Genomic DNA, 20,166 nt, shown 5'->3' on the forward strand with positions numbered 1-20,166 from the left:
AATGAGATTATTGATAGTAGAAGACGACCTTACTCAAATACAGCTATATAAGGATTTGATAGAATCTTTTAATAGGAAAAATGCAGAAAAAATTACTCCTATAATATTTGACAATTTAGCAGATGGAAAAAATGGTCTATCAGATTCCGATTATGATGCAGCTATTATTGACTTGAAGCTCTCGGCTAACGCAATGGATCTTGAACTTGAAGGAATACAATTAGTTGATGAAATAATTGATAAATTAAGATTTCCGCTATATATCGTTTCGGGTAGTATTGGTCAAATAGATAGAGATGAAAACTTTCTATTTAAAAAACGGGCTCGAGATGGAGATTTTAGTAAAGTACTTAGTGAATTGATGGGCATTTATAATACGGGCATCACAAATATCTTGGGTAGAAAAGGAAAAATAGATGATTACCTAAATTCAATCTTTTGGAAGCATTTGTCAACTGCAATGGACATCTGGATTAATGATGAAACAAGGACATCAGATCAGAAACAAAAAACCTTGGAAAGATATATCTTGCTGCATATACAAGAATATTTGGATTTGACCACAGAATCTAATTTTGAAAATTATCATCCGGCCGAGATATATATTACACCTCCAGTAAAGGATAAAGTTTTCACGGGAGATTTAGTCAAAGAAAATTCAACAAATAAGCGTTTCTTAGTTTTAACTCCTTCTTGCGACTTAGCGCAATCGAAAGCTAAGGATATACTGTTAGCTGAGATTGAATCCGAGAGCGAGGGCTTGTTAGCTGAAAAAATTGGAATAATCAAGAAGAATAAAGCTGATAAAGACGTACTGGTATCTGTTGAAAAAGAATTAAAATCACTTATTGGAAATAATTATTCAAATAAATACCACTTTTTACCCAAATATAATTCGATTCAATCAGGTCTCATAAATTTCCAAAAATTGAAAACGTGTAGAGTAAGAGACTTTGAAAAGGATTTTGAGAGAATTGCTTCGATAAATAGCAATTTCACAAAAGATATCGTTGCTAGATTTTCCTATTATTATTCTAGGCAGGGTTCACCAGATTTCGATAGAAATGAAATATATACTCATTTGTTACAGTAATACACAAAGTGTCTTGGCTATCAATTCGCCCATCAGGGGAGGAACTGCATTACCAATTTGTTTAAAAGCTGCTGTACGGTTAGCCCCCTCCTTTACACCTTCGAAATAAAAGTCATCAGGAAAAGATTGAAGACGAGCAGCCTCACGAACTGAAATAGAACGATTTTGATTAATATCAGGATGGATATAATAATGTCCATCCTTTGCTATATGTGCTACGATAGTCTGTGATGCACTTAGATCATTAGCAACCACCTTGAAACGATCTGTAAAAGAAGTCCTATTTTTATGCGTTTTCAAATGATCCTCTAGATCGTTGTAATTTAAACGCTCTCTATCCCTAAGCCATTTTTGCACCGCAATACGATAGATTTCCTTATCCTGCTCGTTATGTGGCCTGGCAATATGTTGTGTCACAATGTCAATTCCATTACGGATATGGCTATCTTTAAGATATCTATAATCGTTGGAATTATACATAGCGAACTTATCAATCCCCTCACCTGCATTTAAGAAAGGAAGATCGGCAAAAATATCTGATACCACCCCATGAATACCGGACTGATAATTGTCCAAATCAGGTAAATTAGGAACAAAATCCTCTCTCCATCCGATGATAATCACTCGACGACGTTGTTGAAGTACACCAAAATTTTCTGCTTTAACCGTAAAAATCTCTATACGATACCCTTTTTTCCTAAAGAGACGCTGCATATTTTCCAAATACGCGCCCTTCCCTGCCGATTTCAACCCTAAAACATTTTCAAAAACGAACATCTTAGGTTTATACCGTTCTAGATAATTTGCATATTGCACATACAAAAAATTACGCGGATCTTTTCGCATTCCATGTTCGGAACGCGCACGACCTACTAAAGAATAGGCCTGGCATGGCGGCCCCCCAATAATAAGATCTACTTCTTTGTCTTGTGGAAGGTTACGTTCAATTCTATCAAAAATTATAGGATTATTCTCCTCACCTATCCCTAGATGGATAACGCTATCTAGAATTTCCTCTGGAATATCGGATTTATAATATAGATTTCTACGGTCTATCTCTCCTTTTAGATAATTTATATAGGTGTCGAACTTACCTTTGTCTTTTAAATAATGGTAAGCAGCGCGCGTTTTCAAACTATAACAAGCCGCCTCATCAATCTCAACGTGGGCAATAGGATTAAACCCCGCCCGGACAAATCCTTCGGACAAACCACCTGCTCCTGCAAAAAGATCGATAAAATTTAATGTTTTAGCCAAAATATGCTTTTATTTTGGCACTAAAATATAAACAAATTTTTTGAAAAACAAAAGTATCTGTATGTGGTTGATAGTGAAATCATCAAATAATTAAGTCTATAATTTGGAATTTATTTTCTCTAATATCTCATTCAATTTTTCTAAGCATTCCTTCAATTGATCTGAAATAATTAAAGGATCACTTTTAGCATAATTCTCGTTGTTAACCTTAATATGTTCAATCCTAGAAGTTACATTCCTTATTAAAATTATTAATTGTGCTTGAGCCTCTTCATTTCCTTCACTAGGAGATAATGCCCTTACTTCCTTAAATAATGGAACCATGAAGTCGTTCTGTAAAGACTTGACATCTACTTCACCAGTCCCTATATATTCATTGAACTTTATCATAAGCTGTGAGTATCTCACGTCACCTACCAAAGGCAGAAGAATGTGAAATCTGGAATATAGATCATCAACAGCTATTCTCATAATTTCAAGATCATTAGCTAAATTTTTAATATTACCTTCATTAGCCTCATGAAGTTGACGCATCCTTTTATCTAGAAAATCTATTTGATTGAGCAAAAGATTGTAATCTTTTAGAGTTTCCTCCTTTTGACCGAATAAAAAGTAGTAACCTTCAAATATGCCTTGACTATCAACATCCTTTAATCTCTCCATTTGATTATTAGCTAAAATACTAGGAAAATGTAACTTATACGGATTATCAATAATTGCTTTGCCTTGATCTTCATATAGTGATATCTGCTTATCTGTCTGCACAATAACTTCGGTAATTAGATTAGCTAAAAATCGAATTCGATTTTTAAGTTGAGTCTCTTCTTTTTTCTTATCTGATTTTCTATTGTCTTGGATAGTTTTGTAAAAAATATAGAATGATCCGCCGATGCCAACAACCGCTCCAACAATTGAGACAAATAGGTCTTTTATAAATTCACACATATTTCCTTTATTTAAATAATACTAACTAATTCAATGATTTTACAGTATCTAATGTCTGCATATTTACCAAAAAAGCTATAATCCAAAACTGTAACGCACACAACATCGGCAAAATCTACGGCTCTTAAGGTAGATATTTTTGGTAAATCACATTTTAACAACATTAGCAATTCGATGCCAAAGAGATGGTCCCTCCTTTTAATACATCAGTACTGATTTGTTTAAAATATTCTATTCTTTCTTTCATTAATTTCTCATTCTGCGGCCTGTTTGATCCTAGATACTTTTCCATAGTTTCTATGAGAGGTAAAATATAGCCGTTCTGCCGAACAAAATCATCTGCATAAAGTTCTCTATTTAACTCATTTTGTTGTTGAATAGACTGGTTTTGTCTTAGAAATTCCCTAACAGAATCCGTATTAGCTGTGGAATCTGTATCTCTATTGGGAAATTCGGAAATTTCTTGAATTTCATACATGTTTAATACATGCCCAATTTCGTGCATAACAATTGCCTCCAATTCTGGCATGGTAAAACCTAACTCTTCACAAAGAGAATAATTGATACAAATTAAGTGAGTTGGTTTTCCGTCCCTGCAATAATTTAACTGTAACAATGCAGGCCCATGTATGTCTATAAGTTTGGGGGCAGGATCCAAATTTCTTACATCTTCAGAAGAAACATATGAAAAGAACTTCCATGAATCTTGGTAGGCCAAGCTCGATTTTGACAATTTATCATGCACTGAGTTAATAATATTGGCCAACCAGTTCCTTTCCGAGCTTTCGGGGACGATTAAAGACATTACGTTTCTTGAATTATCCATATTGACCTCTTTTCGTTTTTCACTAATATAGCTAGATGAAATCGCAGCATCTTTGCCTATTAACATTCCGACAACTTTATCTGCAAAGATTAGCGGTCCACCACTATGCCCGTGAGGTTCCTTACCCAAAAGATCAATGGAAATACCATTTGTAAAATCCTCCTCTATCAATGAATATTTGCTTATATGCTTAAATGCTAAATTCAAAAACTTTGCATCGAATTTTTTGAATTCAATAATGTCTTCCGAAACTGACTCATTTATTCCTTCATAATCGTCGGAAGAAACGTCAACAAATAGATCATCCTGATGGACGATTTCTTCTTTCGCTTCAGGTTTTCCATTTTTTCTCTTCATAAATCCTGCTAAATGTAAAGAGTCTCCTTCTTGCATAACACTTTCCTGAATATCAAGCTCATAATAATTACAATCAGTTATTCCTTCTACCTTGCCAATAAATAAATCCTCATAAATTGGAGGCTTTTGAAAATCTAAATCGAGATATTCACTGTAATACCTTTTTATTTGATATTCTATTTCATTGATAAGAGCGAAATACTCAAAAAAGGGATTCTTAAAAGTGTGAGCTGCAGTGACAAAAAAACCATCGCCACCAATAAAGAACGCACTACCGTGACTGTGTATGTCACCATTTGCATTTTTAGTGATTACAATAAAGTTTTTAGATATTTTTTCATTCATAATTAAAATGTTTAGATATTAAAAAGGTAATTTCACGCCGATCTTAGATACTTTATAATAGGCTGCAAGGTTAGTTTTACTGAGCAATTCACAAAGATTATCCAACCGAAAACTATTCTCTGCAAAGATGTCTTTACTCAAAGAAATACCCGAAAAATCAGGGTAGATAATCAAACAATCGATATTCCTATCATCGTCTATTTCCAATTCTTTACGAACTTTATTCAGCCTTGCATATCCAGCTACCTGCCGGATATCCTGATGCACTAAATTTGATCTGTATTGAAGTTTATACTTCGCATCGATGATTATAGAGTTTCCCCCATCTTTGATCAAAATATCCAACGAATTGCCATAAGTGGAATACTGATACTTGATCTTATCTGTATCACGACCATTGGCTTCCAAAAGTTTCTGATAAACATAAAGTTCAAATAGCCTTGGCATATCTATCCAAAACGGTGGAGTGTCTACTGCCTGCTTTTCTGTCGCTTGGCTAATATTGTAAGCAAAGTGCTTAAGTATGTAGCCTCCGATCCGAAGGGCATCTTTATACTCTTTAAAAAATGGATTGTACTTAAACTGACGTAGTACATTCTCCCCTTCCAAGTCTCCTATATGCTCAAATGCAGGCCTGATATAACTGGTGATTCCCTCTAGCAGCTTTTCATTACCCTGAAAAAGGCTACTATGATTGCTAATATAAGCGATAGCAAATTGAAAAACCTTTTTAAGAAAACGGTTTTCACTATTGTCTTCTCCAAACACCTGATACTCACAATAGGTTTTGGTCAATCGATTTTTAAGGATATTATGTTTGACCTGCTGTCCCACCAAAATTTTTCCCTTGACACGGTTACTGAGGTTTTCACTCACCTTGTAGTATGACTTTTTCAGACCTTTCCGCACGATCTGCCTAAGCAGTTGCAGAAATTGCACCACCAAAAACGGCGTCAGGCTGTCATCATCCTGCTCAATACGGATCATAGGGTCATGCCATTCAATCTTTATCAAATCTGTACATTCTCTGGCAACTATTGGATCTGACATAGCATCCAACAGCATCCGCAGGTAATTGACCTGTACTTTATTGGATTCGGTTTCTAATTCTCTCGCGTCTTCTGAGTCCTCATATTTATGCTCCTCAACATCGGATTCCTTGTTGCTCAGATCAGAAAAGCGTTCGATCACATATTTATTGAGCTTGGGAGCCACATGCACATATTTTTCACCAGGAATAAGCCAGTCGACGCCAACATAGTAATCGGCTATTAGCTCAACTCTATTCTTTGATTTGATAATGTGGAAGCAATTATAATCCTGCCCTCGCCTATTTTTATATACGCGAGGGATGCAGGAAGACCATCTGGATAACTCGTTCGTCCCAACGGAATTTCCATCCGCATCGTATTGCTGCTCAAACAGAACATGCCTGACGTGCTCGTACAGTGAAATCTTCATCTGCTCAGAATTTATTTACCCGGAATTTCGTTTGGCAGCGCCAATACATGTGCTCGCGCCTCTTCATGAAGCACACCGTCCTTAATATATTCGAGCAGGATGGGTCTGATCTCATATTCCAGTCGCATATCCATCGTCGCATCTTTCTTTTTAATAAAATAGGAATGACCGAGCCATACATCTTCGGGACGGAACTCTGCTGAAAGATATACCGAATTTTTGAGCAGTTCTCGATTTTTTGTATAATCTATCGTCGGATCATAGTCCTTTACAAACAACTTGGACACTTTGTTAAAAAGTTCTGAATCGAATTTATCATTCAAGTCTAGTTCTAGATTTTTGGGCAGTACATCCACAAAAGCAAATCTTCTACGGATCGCATAGTCGATATGGCCAACGCTCCGATCGGCCGTATTCATGGTACCTATAATATATAGATTGTCGGGAAGACTGATCTTATTTGACCCGTCAACATGATACATGGACTCTACATCTTCACCACGGTACTCCAATGCATAGATAAGTTCACCCAGCACCGCCGATAAGTTGGCGCGGTTGATCTCGTCCAGTATCAAGATATAATTTTGATCTGGATGAAGCGTGGCTTCATCAGCCATTAACACCAGCTGCTTATTTTTAGCCCTATATCCCAACTTATCTCCATCAACTTCAGATTCTATACCACGCACAAAATCTTCGTATGTAAAACTTGGATGGAACTGCATAATACGGAGACGGCTCGTATTACTGATATCTTCGCGCTGCTCCAGGGCATCGATCTGTTCATAGATGTATTTTGCGATAGCTGCTTCGTAAGAATCATTGCCATATCTAATGGATCCCACTTTGGACCAGAATTGCCCAGCATAATATTTGATAATGTTGGCAAAACTTGCCGGATATTGTTTACCTGTCTGGTGGGTCTTTACTGTAAAGCCATTTTCATTGACCTTAATAATCTCATAATCAGCGTAGTCAGATACGCTACGGAAAGTCTGGCCTTGTCTAACTATTTCCTTTATAGTCTCAACACTGATCTGATCGGGTTTATTAAAAATGGTATCTTGGTCAGCTTCGAATAATACTTTCGCTAAATTTTTCGCAAGAAGGGTCTTCCCTGTTCCCGGGGGGCCTTGTAGAATAATTTGCTTTTTGTATTTCAGAAGATTTATTAAGGGATCAGTAAGTTGATTTTCCATTTTTTCTACGGGTTTTATTTCGGTTGGCGTTCTGAAAGATACAATGGGGGTCTGATTGCCGACACTCGGATATTGGTAACCGTTCTGGAAAATAAAATTATCTGAACTTATTGGATCAATCTTATATAGCTTGCGCGCTAGATAGATAATTTTGGCTTTTTTTCCAGTGCCATCATAGTAATTTTCAAACTTGTCACTGTACCACTCAATATCTCCATATTGATCTTTCCATGCCGCTTCATCAAGCTGCTTTTGATCAGTAACAAGATCTATGATTTCCGCTATATAATGTACATTATAGCGACTTGTATAAAATATTTTAAAACTGCCGTTCTCTACAAGGCATTCTCTAAGCAATTTAATTGTACCAACTGTACCACTAGGCTTTTTGTGATTCCAGACAGCAACATAATGTTCATCGGTTTGGGGTCTTGCTACTTCCTCTTGCCAACCTGTGGAATCAGCAACCATCAAACCTATCAAACTTTCTGTCCAGTTATCTTTAAGGAGGTAACAGATGCGACTCAATAAGTGGGTGTAATTTTTAGGGTTGTTGACCTCAAACCCGAAATTCTGGAAATATTCAAGCAGTTCATTTACTACTTCTGACTTCACATATACTTTGCCAAACAAGTTTTGCACCAACTGTTCACGATGCGAATCACTGAGCATCGTAAAGTTCCCAATAGGATCTTCCAGGTAGGCTATTGCATTTTTTATGGATCCTTCAGGAATGGGGAGATCAAATTTATAGCAAAGTAATTGGTTCACCCAATTAGGCATCCTAACAGCAGCGGCAGCAAGAACACGCTTATCAGCATAAGCATTTAATTCGTGCTTACGATATGCTCTGATGTCACAATAACTGATAACGGTAAAAAGTAACTTGAGAAAATCATGGTGTTCGGAGCCGTTGTCATACTCCTGTTTTAATAAGTGATAATCCTCCTTATTGTTTAAAAGAAATTGTTTTTGTTGCTCTGTCAACTCATACTGCAATAAGCTATCCAGAGCATCTTTCGCTTTTTGAAAGTAAAAATCGGTATCCTCAATAATGTCCCTGCAGTATTCATTTGCATATGCTGCTCGAATGCTCAATTCTAATTCTTTTTTCATAAAATTTAAATAAATGGCTACGATTCCCAAAAGAGAGGGACAGACTTACCAAGACAAATAGATATGTATTCGATTTGAAGCTAAGTAGCACTTTTCACAATTAAATATAAGTAATTAAACGTAAAAATATTACACTTTATAATCACTTGTTAATAAAACTTTCACTTCAAAAAACCTAATAACATACTAATGAAACAATTAGAATATAAGTATATATAAAATTATTTTTTATCTTCATTTTTAACAAAACTTATTCAGACATCCTATAATCTAGATCCATTAGCCTATGTTCTAGAATTAATCATTTGTGTATCGTTATTGATAAAGAGAGAGATTCGACAAAAATTTTGCAAGCTATTTTTTTTATCATAAAATACTATTAAATTTAGCAAACAAAAGATTTCATTAAACTTCTATAATATGCAAAAGAATATTTTAAAATCAACTTTAGTTGATCTGATTTCAGTTCTAGCTGGTATTTCCACTATTTGTAGTAATGTAATTAAATTTCGTAAGTACAAACCCAATAAGTACAGTAAACCGAATAAACATAGAATTTTAAAGAAAATAACCTGGTATCTAATGGGGTGTACTCTCCTTTCTTCAATACCAATTGCTCCGATCATACTATTCATTGGCATTACTTTAACTGACAATATTTTTCTCCCCTTGCTTCTAACAATATCCTTTTTAGTAGCAGTATGGATACCTGCTGCTCAGATGGCTAAGGAGGACAAAATTTTACAGCATTTTATTTAAAAAAACATACCTTCCTATTTCTTAAACATATAATTGTTAATCATTTTCAAATGGATCTTATAAATGTTCATAATCCTGGAGCTAGACTTGCTTTAGCTTCTTCCAAAAAATCGCTATCTTGCAGCGACCTGAAAGAAGACAGAGGAAGTAGCGAAAAAATGGAAATTACAGATAAAATATCTTTAGAATACTTAACAGAAAGACGTAACAAAGTAAATCCCAATGATCCCGAAGATTATAAGGAATCGGCTTTGACACACTTTTTGCATAATAATAAAAATGGGGTATCCTCTTACTATAAAGATGATGCGATTTCATTTACCCAAGAGACTCTTCAACAGTTGAAACCAAAAGAGGAAATCACCTATCAAATTGCGCAAAAGGCCTTGCAAACAGACCTTTTCACACCTATTAATGCACCATTTGTCCCAATAAGTAAACCAAAATTTCAATTTATTGACCTTTTTGCGGGAATAGGCGGCTTTCGATTAGCCTTTCAGAATTTAGGCGGAAAGTGTGTCTTTACAAGTGAATGGGATAAAGAAGCAAAAAGAACATATTTGACGAATTTTGGGGAACTGCCTTTTGGCGATATCACCAAAGAGAGAACCAAATCTTTTATTCCTGATGGATTTGAGGTTCTATGTGCCGGATTTCCTTGCCAAGCATTTTCAATAGCTGGAAAACGCGGTGGCTTTGATGATACTCGGGGAACATTGTTTTTTGACGTGGCTGAAATAATAAAACGTAAACAACCCAAAGCATTTTTTCTTGAAAATGTAAAAGGATTGAGAAGTCATGATAAAGGAAGAACACTAGAAACAATCTTAAATGTACTACGTAACGATCTTGGTTACTACGTTCCCGATCCGCAAATTTTGAATGCAAAGGACTACGGGGTGCCACAGAATCGGGAAAGAATATTTATAGTAGGATTCCATCCTAGTACAGGTATTGAGTCATTCAATTATCCTAAACCATTAAATAAAACGTTATCCTTTGCTGATGTGAAAGAGACAGACGTAGTGCCTACAAAATACTATCTATCAACGCAGTATTTAAAAACATTGGAAGAACATAAGGCCCGGCATGCTAATAAGGGAAATGGATTTGGATTTGAAGTAATTGCTGACGACGGGATCGCAAATGCAGTAGTTTGCGGTGGTATGGGACGCGAGCGTAATTTGGTATTTGATGACCGTATTACGGATTTCAACCCTACTACGAAAATAAAGGGAGAAGTCAACCGGGAGGGCATACGTAAAATGACTCCGAGAGAATGGGCAAGACTGCAGGGCTTTCCAGACGAGTTTCTTATTCCTGTTGCCGATGCTTCGGCTTATAAACAATTTGGAAATTCGGTTGCTGTACCTGCTATCCAGGCAACAGCAAGAGAGCTTTTAAAAACTTTAAAATTCATATAGGATATGCTTAAAGGTAATAAAGGGGAATGGAGTGAACCGTATGCTCTATTAAAGCTTCTTAGTGATCGTAAACTAGCTCTGGGAGATGAAAATTTCAGAGCTATCGAAGACCTCTTCTATCCTATTTCTGCCATAATTCGGCACGAAAAAGATCGTAATGTAAACTTTTCTTATGATGGAAATATTATATTAATTAAAGATGAAGCCAACGCCTATTCTATTCCAATCAGTGAATTTGAATATTACGCAGAATTATGCAAAAGGAGGATTCAAGAAAAAAAGAAGGAAAAAGGCGCTTTTTCAATTCCAGAAATTGAAATGTTTCTCCAATCCTTTTCAATTCATAGTTTAAAAGCCAAATCCAAAAATAAACACGATATTACAGTCCAAATTGACGATCCTAAGACTTTATTTGCACCAACTCTGGGATTCAGTATAAAATCACAATTTGGTGCGCCATCCACTTTAGTGAACGCAAGTGGAGCTACCAACTTTTCATATTCGCTGTCAAGTAATTTGTCAGATGAGGACATTAAGGCTTTCGAAGGCTTCAGACTTTTTGCAGATAAATTTGAATTTCTTAAAATTAGAGGGATATCCCTTGAATTTGAGAAAGCTGAAAGTAGTGTATTCCAAACCAATCTGCAAACTATAGACTTTAATTTTGAAAAAGTGTTGGGAGATGTACTTCTTGCTTATTTTGGAGATAGGAACTCAAAAAACAAAACTGTAAAAAACCTAATTCAGGGTATTACAGCAACTAATAAATATGGGTATAATACGCATATAAACCCTGAAATCTATGAGATGATGATGAAAAAATTTCTCGTAGAGTATGCTTTAGGTATGCGAGCAAATGAAGTTTGGAAGCGAGACTATCAGGCTTGTGGTGGTTACCTGGTAATTAGAACTGATGGGGAGATTTTATGTTATCACTTTTATTTCTTAAAGAAATTTGAAGAATATTTATTTGATAACACAAAATTAGATACAGCGGATGTAAAAAAACACGGTTTTGGGTCAATTTATTTAAAAGAAAATAAGCAGTATGTTAAACTAAATCTTCAAATTAGATTTATTAAGTAAATCCATACGAATCAAAATAAAACCTATTGGAAAAGAGGACTAACATAAGCGATATTGCCAAGGCATTGAACCTAACCAAATCCACGGTATCACGTGCACTTAACAATGTACCTACGATAAGTGATCAGACCAGGAGATTAGTGCTGGAGACGGCCAAAAAGATGAACTATCGTCCTAATAAGTTGGCGTCTTCCCTTTCCAATGGTCGAACTAACATTATAGGTGTTATTATCCCTGACGCAAAGATAGAATTCTTCTCAAAGGTAATTGCTAGTATTGAACAAACGCTAAAGCAAAAAGGGTACAGCATTTTACTTTATCAAAGCAACGAATCTTTAGAATCTGAAATCACAGGAATCACCTCAATGTTGGAAGCACAAGTTGACGGATTCATCATATCGATGTCATTGGAAACGAATTCTTTTGAACATTTCGAAAAACTTATCGAAGAAAATAAGCCTCTAATCCTTTTTGACAGAATTCAACCTTCCATCGATTGTTCCTCTGTATCAATTGATGACTATAAAGCTGGATATATAGTCACCAAACATCTCCTAGATCAAGGTTATAAAAATATTGCAAGTATTTCTACTCATCATAAAGTCCACATCTTTAACGAACGATTTCGCGGTTATGTGGACGCTATGAAAGAATCGGGAATCAATATTAAGGATGAATATCAAATATTTGGAGAGCTTTCGCCAGAGGGAGGAATAGCCGCAACAAGGCAATTGTTGTCAATGTCTATAAAGCCCGATGCGATAATCGGTGGTGATGATTATGTAGCTTTGGGTGTATTAAAAGAGCTAAAGTCACAAAATATTATACCTCCTCAAAAAGGTATAATCGGTTTCTCTAATCAGTTATTTGGGCAATACTTGTCCCCCAGTCTTTCCACACTTGACCAAAAACCCGAAATTGTGGGTGAAAAATCTGCAGAACTTTTATTAGAGCATTTAAACTCAAAAGTAAAATTGTCTGCAAAAAAAATAGTAATCGAACCAGAGCTCATTGTCAGAGAATCTTCAAGACGAGACCAAAACAAGAAGAACTTTCGCTATTAACAAGGATAATCTTGATTAGCAATATTGTAAATTACCAGCCATTATCCCTAACTTTGAATGATGGCGAATTACGATGACGAAAACGACAGGATTCATGTTCCTCGCTTTGAGGAAGCTGCAGGGTTCTATACCACGCCGAAGCGAAGTTACAACATGTCAAAAATCAGGAATCGTAACTCCAAACCCGAGCTCGTTCTAAGAAAAGCTTTATGGTCAAAAGATATCCGTTTCCGTCTTCATGATAAGTCCCTGCCAGGAACTCCGGATATTGTGATCAAAAAATATAAACTTGCGATATTTGTCGATGGTGAATTCTGGCATGGATTCGACTGGAAAAACAATAAAGAGCGCATTAAATCCAACCGCCTTTTCTGGATTCCCAAGATCGAGCACAATATGCAAAAAGATATCCGCGTCAATAAAGCCCTTCGGGACATGGATTACGTCGTATTCAGATTCTGGACGCAGGACATTATTAAAAACCTTCCAAAAGTTATAAATCAAATAGAATTATTTTTAGAGACTAGAAAACTTTGGAAATAGTTAAGCATACTTTAAATACATTTTTCCTATACGCTTTTAAAGACCAGTGCAGACGTGATAGAATCTTATACTATCATAAACTTATCGTCGTTAAAGCAAACATCAGCATCAAGAAAATTGTACTTAAAATGGCTCTTCTCTTCATTTCCCATGATAGCTACATCACGATAGAACTGGAATGCAGGATTTAAAATTATTAGTTTTTAGATTTCAAAAAACTGAAAAGCTCGTCAGGAGTATCAAACTCATAAAAAGACTCTCCAGTAGAATAATCACAAAGATTTCCAGATCCATCCGATTCGAGAACTAAAGTTACTGACATATTCTTTCGAATCTCATATTGTTGCAGTGCTTTAACAAAAAAATTAATTGATAAACTCATAATTTTATAGATTTATATTGGTTAATAAAATTTCAATAATCTCACGAAGCCCTTTCGTACAAAATTGCATTAACTTTAATACCTGTTTCAAATACGTATCAATACTTAAATATAGTCATTTTCGACTATATTTCCAAATAATTCTATGATTTTTTTATATAATATTTTCAGAAATTAAAGAATTAGAAGCGCTATAATTCTTTAGAAAATGAAACGGTAAACAACCAGCAACCGAAGGGCGGTAGCATCTGCCCAAAGGGAGATAGGCCACAAAAGAGCATGGGAAAAAAGAGATAAGGATAGTTTTATATCCTTTGATTTCAAATTGCAAAGAAATTAGTCAATATTATGGATATAATGTTGATGTTGACCCCTCCGCTGGACATACTGACCCCTCTATCAAGGCTCTCTTCAGTCCAACTGATGACCTGACAATATTACTTCTTTTTTCTTAGACTTTCGCCTTTAAGTTCGATTCTGTAAGATCCATGGATCAGTCTGTCGAGTATTGCGTCTGCAATTGTATCTTCACCGATTACATCATACCAACTGGCCACAGGTAGCTGACTGGCAATTATTGTCGAGGCTTTAGCGTGTCTATCTTCAATTATTTCCATCAGATCCAGCCTTTGCTGTTGGTCCAGATTTACCAGGCCGAAGTCATCGACAATAAGTAGGTCTGTTTTTGATATCCTGTCCATCAGCTTGTGCAGTGTACCTTCCAGGCGGGCCATTTTAGTCTTTAGAAGTAGTTTTTGCAGGTTAAAGTACAGCACTTTATACCCCTGGGCACAAGCATGATGGCCCAATGCTGAAGAGAGGAAGCTCTTCCCACAGCCCGTAGCACCGCTGATGAGTATCGGATCTCCTTTTTTGATGTACTCGCCAGTAGCCAACGTAGTGATCAATCCCTTGTCCAAACCTCTGGTAGCGACCATGTTTATCTCCTCTATCGAAGCCTGATAGCGGAACCCGGCATTCTGTTTGAGACGCTCAAACCTTTTTTCATCCCGTTCATCTGATTCTGCCTGCAGCAATAGGGACAGTCCTTCGGAAAGGGTAAGTTCTGTACTACGGCGGGTTTCATTCAATGCTTTCCAGTTACGCTCCATACCATGCAAGCGCAACGCTCTCATCTGTGTTTCAATATTCATCTTATTTATTATTGTTTATTTTATTCTGTTCATTCCTGCCGATCATTGTATTGTCAGGCCATCGTTTGGCTGATCAAACAGTGTCGGCTGGCTGCCTGCATAATACGCTCTTCCCCTGATATTGGCATGCTCCGGCAGGGAGCTTTTTACGGAAGTTTCTTCCTGATTGTTTGCTGTTCCGTTTTCAAGTACATTCCTAAAGTAGTAGTAGGTATATAGCTTGTTTTTTAGTACGTAACTACATGCTTTGTCAAACTCTTCTGCCGGGAAGTCCCGTTTTAGCCTGAACAGCCCGTCACAGGTACGGAATAACTGTTCGGGATAATGCGCCCGCTCAAAGAGTATCTCCAGAAGTTTGGCGAACTCCGCAGAGTGTGCTTTTGCCCTTGTCAGGTACGTTTCATGCGAGCGGTTCTTATACGCCTGATGTTCGGACTTTAAATGTGTCGCCAGAGTGGTGTACGCATTTTCCCTGTAACTGCGTATGTGCGCGGCAATCTGTTTGCCCCGACAATAGATCGAGAGCATATTGCGTGTGTAAACGATCTTTACCTTTGTTCCGATATAAGCGAAGGGTACGCTGTAATAGTGTTTATTGCGCTGCAGATAGATATGTCCGTTATCCCCAACTTTGAGTTCAGCATAGCTCTTCAGCTCGAAGCGTTCTTTGGGAAGTTCGCCCAATGTTGATTTTTCAGAACTTAAGAACCGCTCTTCCCGGCAGTATGGCTTTTGCTGCATCCGGGTCTGGTTGTGCTTTAACATACAGGCCTTTATAGCTTCATTGAGCGTATGGATATCAAAGAACTGCCTGTTTCTCAGTGGTGCAAAAACACGGGTATAGATCATTTTTACCTGATTTTCTACCAATGATTTGTCTTTTGGGCGGCCTGCACGCGCCGGAACCACAGCTGTGCCGTAGTGATTGGCAAAGTCTTCCATGGACTGGTTCAGGACCGGCTCATATTTATCGGCCTTGATGACCGCTGCTTTGAGATTGTCGGGGACAATGGCCTTGGGAACACCGCCAAGGGACTCCAGGCAGCTGCTCAGTGCATAAAAAAAGTCAGGGGTCTGCTGAGATGGTACAGCCATTGCAAACGCATAGTCTGAAAAGGGCAGGCAGGCCACAAATACCTCACAGGCGACCAGCTCCCCGGTGGACCTGTCAATATAATGGAGTTTTTTTCCGGAAAAGTCAATATATAGTTTATCACCGGCGGTATGTTCAATCACCATGCTGCCCTTGCGCGAGATAAGCTGTTGCCTTAAATGATAGTTGAACTGTGGATAGCTATAACCCGTGGGATCACTTTCTATATATTCCTGCCAGAGCAGCAGTTTGGTAACTCCGGTACGTTTAAGTTCTTTTTCATAATAGTCAAGACGGCTTTTTAGGTACTCAAACTTGTCTGCCTTGTAAGCAGGATTCCCTGCGTGGAACGACTTTTCCAACAGGGGATCCTCCTGTTTAAGAAGTTCTTCCGTATTGAAACCGCCGTCGGCCATCTTTTTAAGATAGGACTTCACCGTATTCTTGCTCATACCAAGGATGCGGGCGATTGTTTTTATTCCGCTACCGCTCTGGTACAATCTGATTAATTGCTTTATCTGACTCATTCGTTTTGGTTTTCCAGCCATCAGTGATCCGAATTGTTTGATCACTAAGTAACAAAAACTACTTGCTAAGGGGTCAGCATACTCCAGCGCAATGAACTGAAAAATGAACTAGGGGGTCAACATCAGCCAGTATGGCAGTTGAATAACAGCTTTAAACGCACTACGCATCCCTAATTCTAATTCAATTTTGAGGGGTCAGCTTGTTCAAGTATATCCAATATTAGAAATAGCGTATGGTCTGCATTAATAAATCACTTAATCATTCAACTTTGACCAAAGAGATTTTCATGTTCAATTTTGTTAGAATCTCTTCAATCTCTGAAACCTTTTTTAACAGTGCTTGCTTGTCCCTAGTCGAAGTATCCTGTCGTTTTTCTCTCAACTTGGAAAGTTCAGCTGGACTTATAGTTTCAAAGAGTTTATATAATTCTGTATTCATATAGCTAATAATGATTTTATAAGTCTTAATAGTTGAATTCTTGGATCTTTCAATATCTCCAACTAATATAAAAATACAATTTAAGAAACCAATTTCCTCGAGAGTAGTTTACCTATTCAGCCGAAGATACGTATAAATCCACTTAAGCTATATTGTTCCATAGAATTATGTTTTACGTATTGGTAGGATAGGTTAAAAAGCGTTTTTTAATTCGGAGAAACCTTAGCTGATTTAATAGGCAATGAAAATATATTCCTGAAATAGAAAGCATAATAAAAACCCCCCCCCTTGTTAACCGTCAAGGGAGGCAATGTTAGCTAGATGTCTGCTTTGGCTAAATGTTAACCGGCTTTGGGCTTCGATCTAAATCAAAGGTCGTAAGATTAGTTGGAATAACAGTTGTTCATTTCTTTAAAAATGTTGTTCAATTCGACCTCTATTAACGTGTAAATCCTTGCATAAGGAATTAAAGTTTGACGTCTATATATATAAAATTTCCTAGTTCTATCTTTGTGACATACTAAGTCCTGAAACTGGCGTAAAATTCTTTGTAAAACCTCTAATATCAAAAGCTTTCGAAAGCGTAAAATTAAAAGACGGAGTTGAACCAGGACGATTAAATGATTCCATTCCAAAACTTATACCTGCAGGCATATAAGTAGCAAAAAGTCTAAGCTGAAGATAAATATCCTTTTCTGATTTAAATTGATAATTTATCGATCCTGATTGGCTTTGCCTTATTGAAATGAGGTTTGAATAGCTCGTCAGACCTGTAGTCAAATGTGCCTTTATATTAACATCCTTAGCATTTAAAATCCACATAAAACCCAAATTGATGTTATAAACTGCCTTTTTATATTCAATCGATGGGGGAAACCTTGTCGAACCATACATGTTATATTGCTTTATTGTATCAGGCTGAGATGTTCTCCAATACGAAACAGTATCAAGTTTGTAAGAGTTTTTAATTTTCACATTTACCAATCCAAAATCAAACCCACCCGTTACAAAAAAATTACTGTTATTGTTGCTTCCTATCTTATTCATTATATCAAATTGTAATGATAAAGGATCTAAAGTTTGGCTTACAGATCGATTATAATTTCCCTTTATAATAGTATAGAGGGAATCTCCTAATCCTGGTTTCACTACCTGAGTAAAAGGAAGATTGTCAGACAAACTGTCCGCATTGAAATATCGATTTTTGTAAAAGGCAATCTGCCCATAAAATTTATCACTAATTTTAAAAAGTGTATTAGCTCGAAAAAAGAACTCTTGTGGCTTTACGCCATTAAACGGATCAAAATTAGTACCTGCCAAAATCCAGAATTCAAAATCGTTATTGGTACTCAACGAATCGTCAATTAGAGGTTTTATAATAACCGTAATTTTTTTTGTTAAATAGTCTATTTTCTTTCCGTCCTTGTTTTTTACAATCATATTCAAGATTAAGAGCTTATCATCCTTTTTATCTCTGATTACTCTAAATGGATACATAAACTTTTTTTCTTCTTTAATAGAATCTAAAGAAAACTCAGTTATAGCAGGAATTCTTAAATTTGATTTATCAACAGTTGAGCTTCCATCAATTTCAATAGTGATTTTTCCTTTAAAAATTGAATCCTGTTTTGGCCGATCCTTGTCTTTTTCATCGTTATTCTTTGGTACTAGAATAGAGATGGATGAATCAACAGCTAAATGACTATTTGATTCTAATCTAAGAAACTGACCTTCTTTAATAAATACTTTCGCTTTGTTCTGCGCGTATAAATTGAATAAAAGCAAGAAAGATAAAAGAACTAAGATTGTTTTTTTCATAATAAAAACATAAAATGGTTAACAATAAATATGGCGTTAATTGATACTCACTATTTAGGCGATTATAATGCTTATAGCATTACAACACTATGGCTCAACCTAATATACTAAAACTAATTAAATTATTAACAACAAATTACAGAATGATCTATATACTACTCACATGTAAATGGTTGAATTCTGTATTTAGTAACAATACTGCATTCAACATCACTTTCTCCGATGCTCCGCAATTTGTCGGAACTAAAATTGATGCAGAACACAGTTCTTTTGGTAGTGTAGGCGGTCAAACGCATAAAATAATTATCAACCCAGATGTCCTTAATAAATCTTCAAAAGAGTATATTGCAGCAACGATGTTTCACGAGGCGTTACACGGCTTTTTAAATTATGAACGCACAAGATTAATAACGGAAGGAAAGGGAGACCAATTTGGAATATTATATTCTGGCTGGACAGCAGTCAATGTGAATGGTCAACAAAGATTTGTAAACCAACATAACAGCTTTGGCACCCAGCTAGATAAGCTTGTACAGGCAATACAATCTTTTAATCCTAATTTGAGCAAATATGATGCATTGGCGCTAGCAAAAAATGGAATAGTAAATAATCTCGATGCAGTTGAGTCAAGTGTTAATTCCACTCATAGAGATGGCAAGGTAGGAACTATATGCAACTAATTTTCAATTGAAAGAAACTAATTAACAAACAAAATGAACACTGCTATGCTTAAAACTAAGTGCGTTAAAATTTGGTTGATCCTTATCTCCCTATTGTCCTTCAATAAAGGATTTAGTCAGACCAAATATTTCCTTTTTGAAGAAGATAGCAAAGAGTTTGCAGCCTCATCCTCTAGGTTAAACACCTATCCGCTATATAAGATTAAGCGTGAAGTGCATCTTTTTAATGTAATGAGTAAGGTACAGACGTTTATTGGTAATAAGGGTATATATAATGGACAACATGATTATAATATCATGCTATTTTCCATTCTACCTGATTTAGATGGTTCAGAAGATTGGTATGAAATCAACCCTGATACTGTACGTTCTTCAATGATTAACTTTAAAGATCTGGAAGAGCTTCATAAAAAAAATACGTTATCGTACTTCAACACCACTGTGAAGCATACAACAAAGTATTTTAATGCGTATAAGCTAATTATAAAAAAAGGAGATACTTATTATGCACCAAAATACTGTTTGTTACAGTTTTATGCAGTCCGCAATCGTCCGCAAGCTTTTACGAATGTCTATGGGACTATCAATACCCAAGATT

The 20,166-nt window shown here is 36.2% G+C and carries 16 protein-coding genes and 1 pseudogene; 8 read left to right on the plus strand and 9 right to left on the minus strand.

All coding sequences use genetic code 11. The features are described 5' to 3' along the window. Position 1: 1 nt before the first annotated feature. Positions 2-1,093, plus strand: a complete 1,092-nt coding sequence (locus GVK91_RS04065; protein ID WP_159727109.1) for a hypothetical protein — start codon at positions 2-4, stop codon at positions 1,091-1,093. Here GVK91_RS04065 and GVK91_RS27475 read toward each other — a convergent pair. From GVK91_RS27475 to GVK91_RS04090, 5 genes are all read right to left on the minus strand, one after another. Beyond that, complete coding sequence (locus tag GVK91_RS27475) at positions 1,085-2,350, minus strand: DNA cytosine methyltransferase (protein WP_159727111.1); 1,266 nt, start codon at positions 2,348-2,350, stop codon at positions 1,085-1,087. The genes GVK91_RS04065 and GVK91_RS27475 overlap by 9 nt on opposite strands. Positions 2,351-2,446: 96 nt before the next feature. Continuing rightward, positions 2,447-3,295: a hypothetical protein gene (locus tag GVK91_RS04075; protein ID WP_159727113.1), complete on the minus strand. Its 849-nt coding sequence runs from the start codon at positions 3,293-3,295 to the stop codon at positions 2,447-2,449. Positions 3,296-3,458: 163 nt separating this feature from the next. Then, entirely contained in the window at positions 3,459-4,823 is a 1,365-nt protein-coding gene (locus GVK91_RS04080; RefSeq protein ID WP_159727115.1) for a hypothetical protein, read from the minus strand. Between the two features lie 18 nt (positions 4,824-4,841). Then, on the minus strand, positions 4,842-6,284 hold the full coding sequence (locus GVK91_RS04085; RefSeq protein WP_159727117.1) for a restriction endonuclease: 1,443 nt from the start codon (positions 6,282-6,284) through the stop codon (positions 4,842-4,844). Positions 6,285-6,295: 11 nt separating this feature from the next. Continuing rightward, on the minus strand, positions 6,296-8,599 hold the full coding sequence (locus GVK91_RS04090) for an AAA family ATPase (protein ID WP_159727119.1): 2,304 nt from the start codon (positions 8,597-8,599) through the stop codon (positions 6,296-6,298). Positions 8,600-9,019: 420 nt separating this feature from the next. Between GVK91_RS04090 and GVK91_RS04095 the strand changes: the two genes are divergently transcribed. From GVK91_RS04095 to GVK91_RS04115, 5 genes are read left to right on the plus strand one after another with little or no spacing between them, the layout of a single operon-like run. Continuing rightward, positions 9,020-9,358, plus strand: coding sequence for a hypothetical protein (locus GVK91_RS04095; RefSeq protein WP_159727121.1), 339 nt, complete (start codon positions 9,020-9,022; stop codon positions 9,356-9,358). Positions 9,359-9,408: 50 nt separating this feature from the next. Further along, positions 9,409-10,782 (plus strand): DNA cytosine methyltransferase, encoded by a 1,374-nt coding sequence (locus GVK91_RS04100; protein ID WP_235032750.1) that lies wholly within the window; start codon positions 9,409-9,411, stop codon positions 10,780-10,782. 3 nt (positions 10,783-10,785) lie between these two features. Then, entirely contained in the window at positions 10,786-11,868 is a 1,083-nt protein-coding gene (locus GVK91_RS04105) for an HpaII family restriction endonuclease (RefSeq protein WP_159727123.1), read from the plus strand. A 26-nt stretch (positions 11,869-11,894) separates the two neighbouring features. Continuing rightward, positions 11,895-12,932, plus strand: coding sequence for a LacI family DNA-binding transcriptional regulator (locus GVK91_RS04110; RefSeq protein ID WP_159727125.1), 1,038 nt, complete (start codon positions 11,895-11,897; stop codon positions 12,930-12,932). 57 nt (positions 12,933-12,989) lie between these two features. Continuing rightward, the gene (locus tag GVK91_RS04115; RefSeq protein ID WP_235032751.1) at positions 12,990-13,475 is read left to right on the plus strand and encodes a very short patch repair endonuclease; all 486 of its coding nucleotides are present in this window, start codon (positions 12,990-12,992) and stop codon (positions 13,473-13,475) included. Between the two features lie 196 nt (positions 13,476-13,671). Here GVK91_RS04115 and GVK91_RS04120 read toward each other — a convergent pair whose 3' ends face one another. From GVK91_RS04120 to GVK91_RS04135, 4 genes are all read right to left on the minus strand, one after another. Continuing rightward, complete coding sequence (locus GVK91_RS04120) at positions 13,672-13,857, minus strand: hypothetical protein (RefSeq protein ID WP_120336160.1); 186 nt, start codon at positions 13,855-13,857, stop codon at positions 13,672-13,674. A 437-nt stretch (positions 13,858-14,294) separates the two neighbouring features. Beyond that, positions 14,295-15,011 (minus strand): IS21-like element helper ATPase IstB, encoded by a 717-nt coding sequence (gene istB / locus GVK91_RS04125; protein WP_121127451.1) that lies wholly within the window; start codon positions 15,009-15,011, stop codon positions 14,295-14,297. Positions 15,012-15,053: 42 nt separating this feature from the next. Further along, on the minus strand, positions 15,054-16,631 hold the full coding sequence (gene istA / locus GVK91_RS04130; RefSeq protein WP_235032752.1) for an IS21 family transposase: 1,578 nt from the start codon (positions 16,629-16,631) through the stop codon (positions 15,054-15,056). Positions 16,632-17,574: 943 nt separating this feature from the next. Then, the gene (locus tag GVK91_RS04135) at positions 17,575-18,888 is read right to left on the minus strand and encodes a hypothetical protein (RefSeq protein ID WP_159727127.1); all 1,314 of its coding nucleotides are present in this window, start codon (positions 18,886-18,888) and stop codon (positions 17,575-17,577) included. A gap of 89 nt (positions 18,889-18,977) precedes the next feature. Here GVK91_RS04135 and GVK91_RS04140 point away from each other — a divergent pair, with 89 nt between their 5' ends. Together GVK91_RS04140 and GVK91_RS04145 are read left to right on the plus strand one after the other, a co-directional pair. After that, positions 18,978-19,568 (plus strand): hypothetical protein, encoded by a 591-nt coding sequence (locus GVK91_RS04140; protein ID WP_159727129.1) that lies wholly within the window; start codon positions 18,978-18,980, stop codon positions 19,566-19,568. A 45-nt stretch (positions 19,569-19,613) separates the two neighbouring features. Further along, positions 19,614-20,166, plus strand: a pseudogene (locus tag GVK91_RS04145) (hypothetical protein); the annotation flags it as partial.

Origin of the sequence: Sphingobacterium sp. 18053 (assembly GCF_902706145.1) — a bacterium.
GTDB classification, from domain to species: domain Bacteria; phylum Bacteroidota; class Bacteroidia; order Sphingobacteriales; family Sphingobacteriaceae; genus Sphingobacterium; species Sphingobacterium paramultivorum.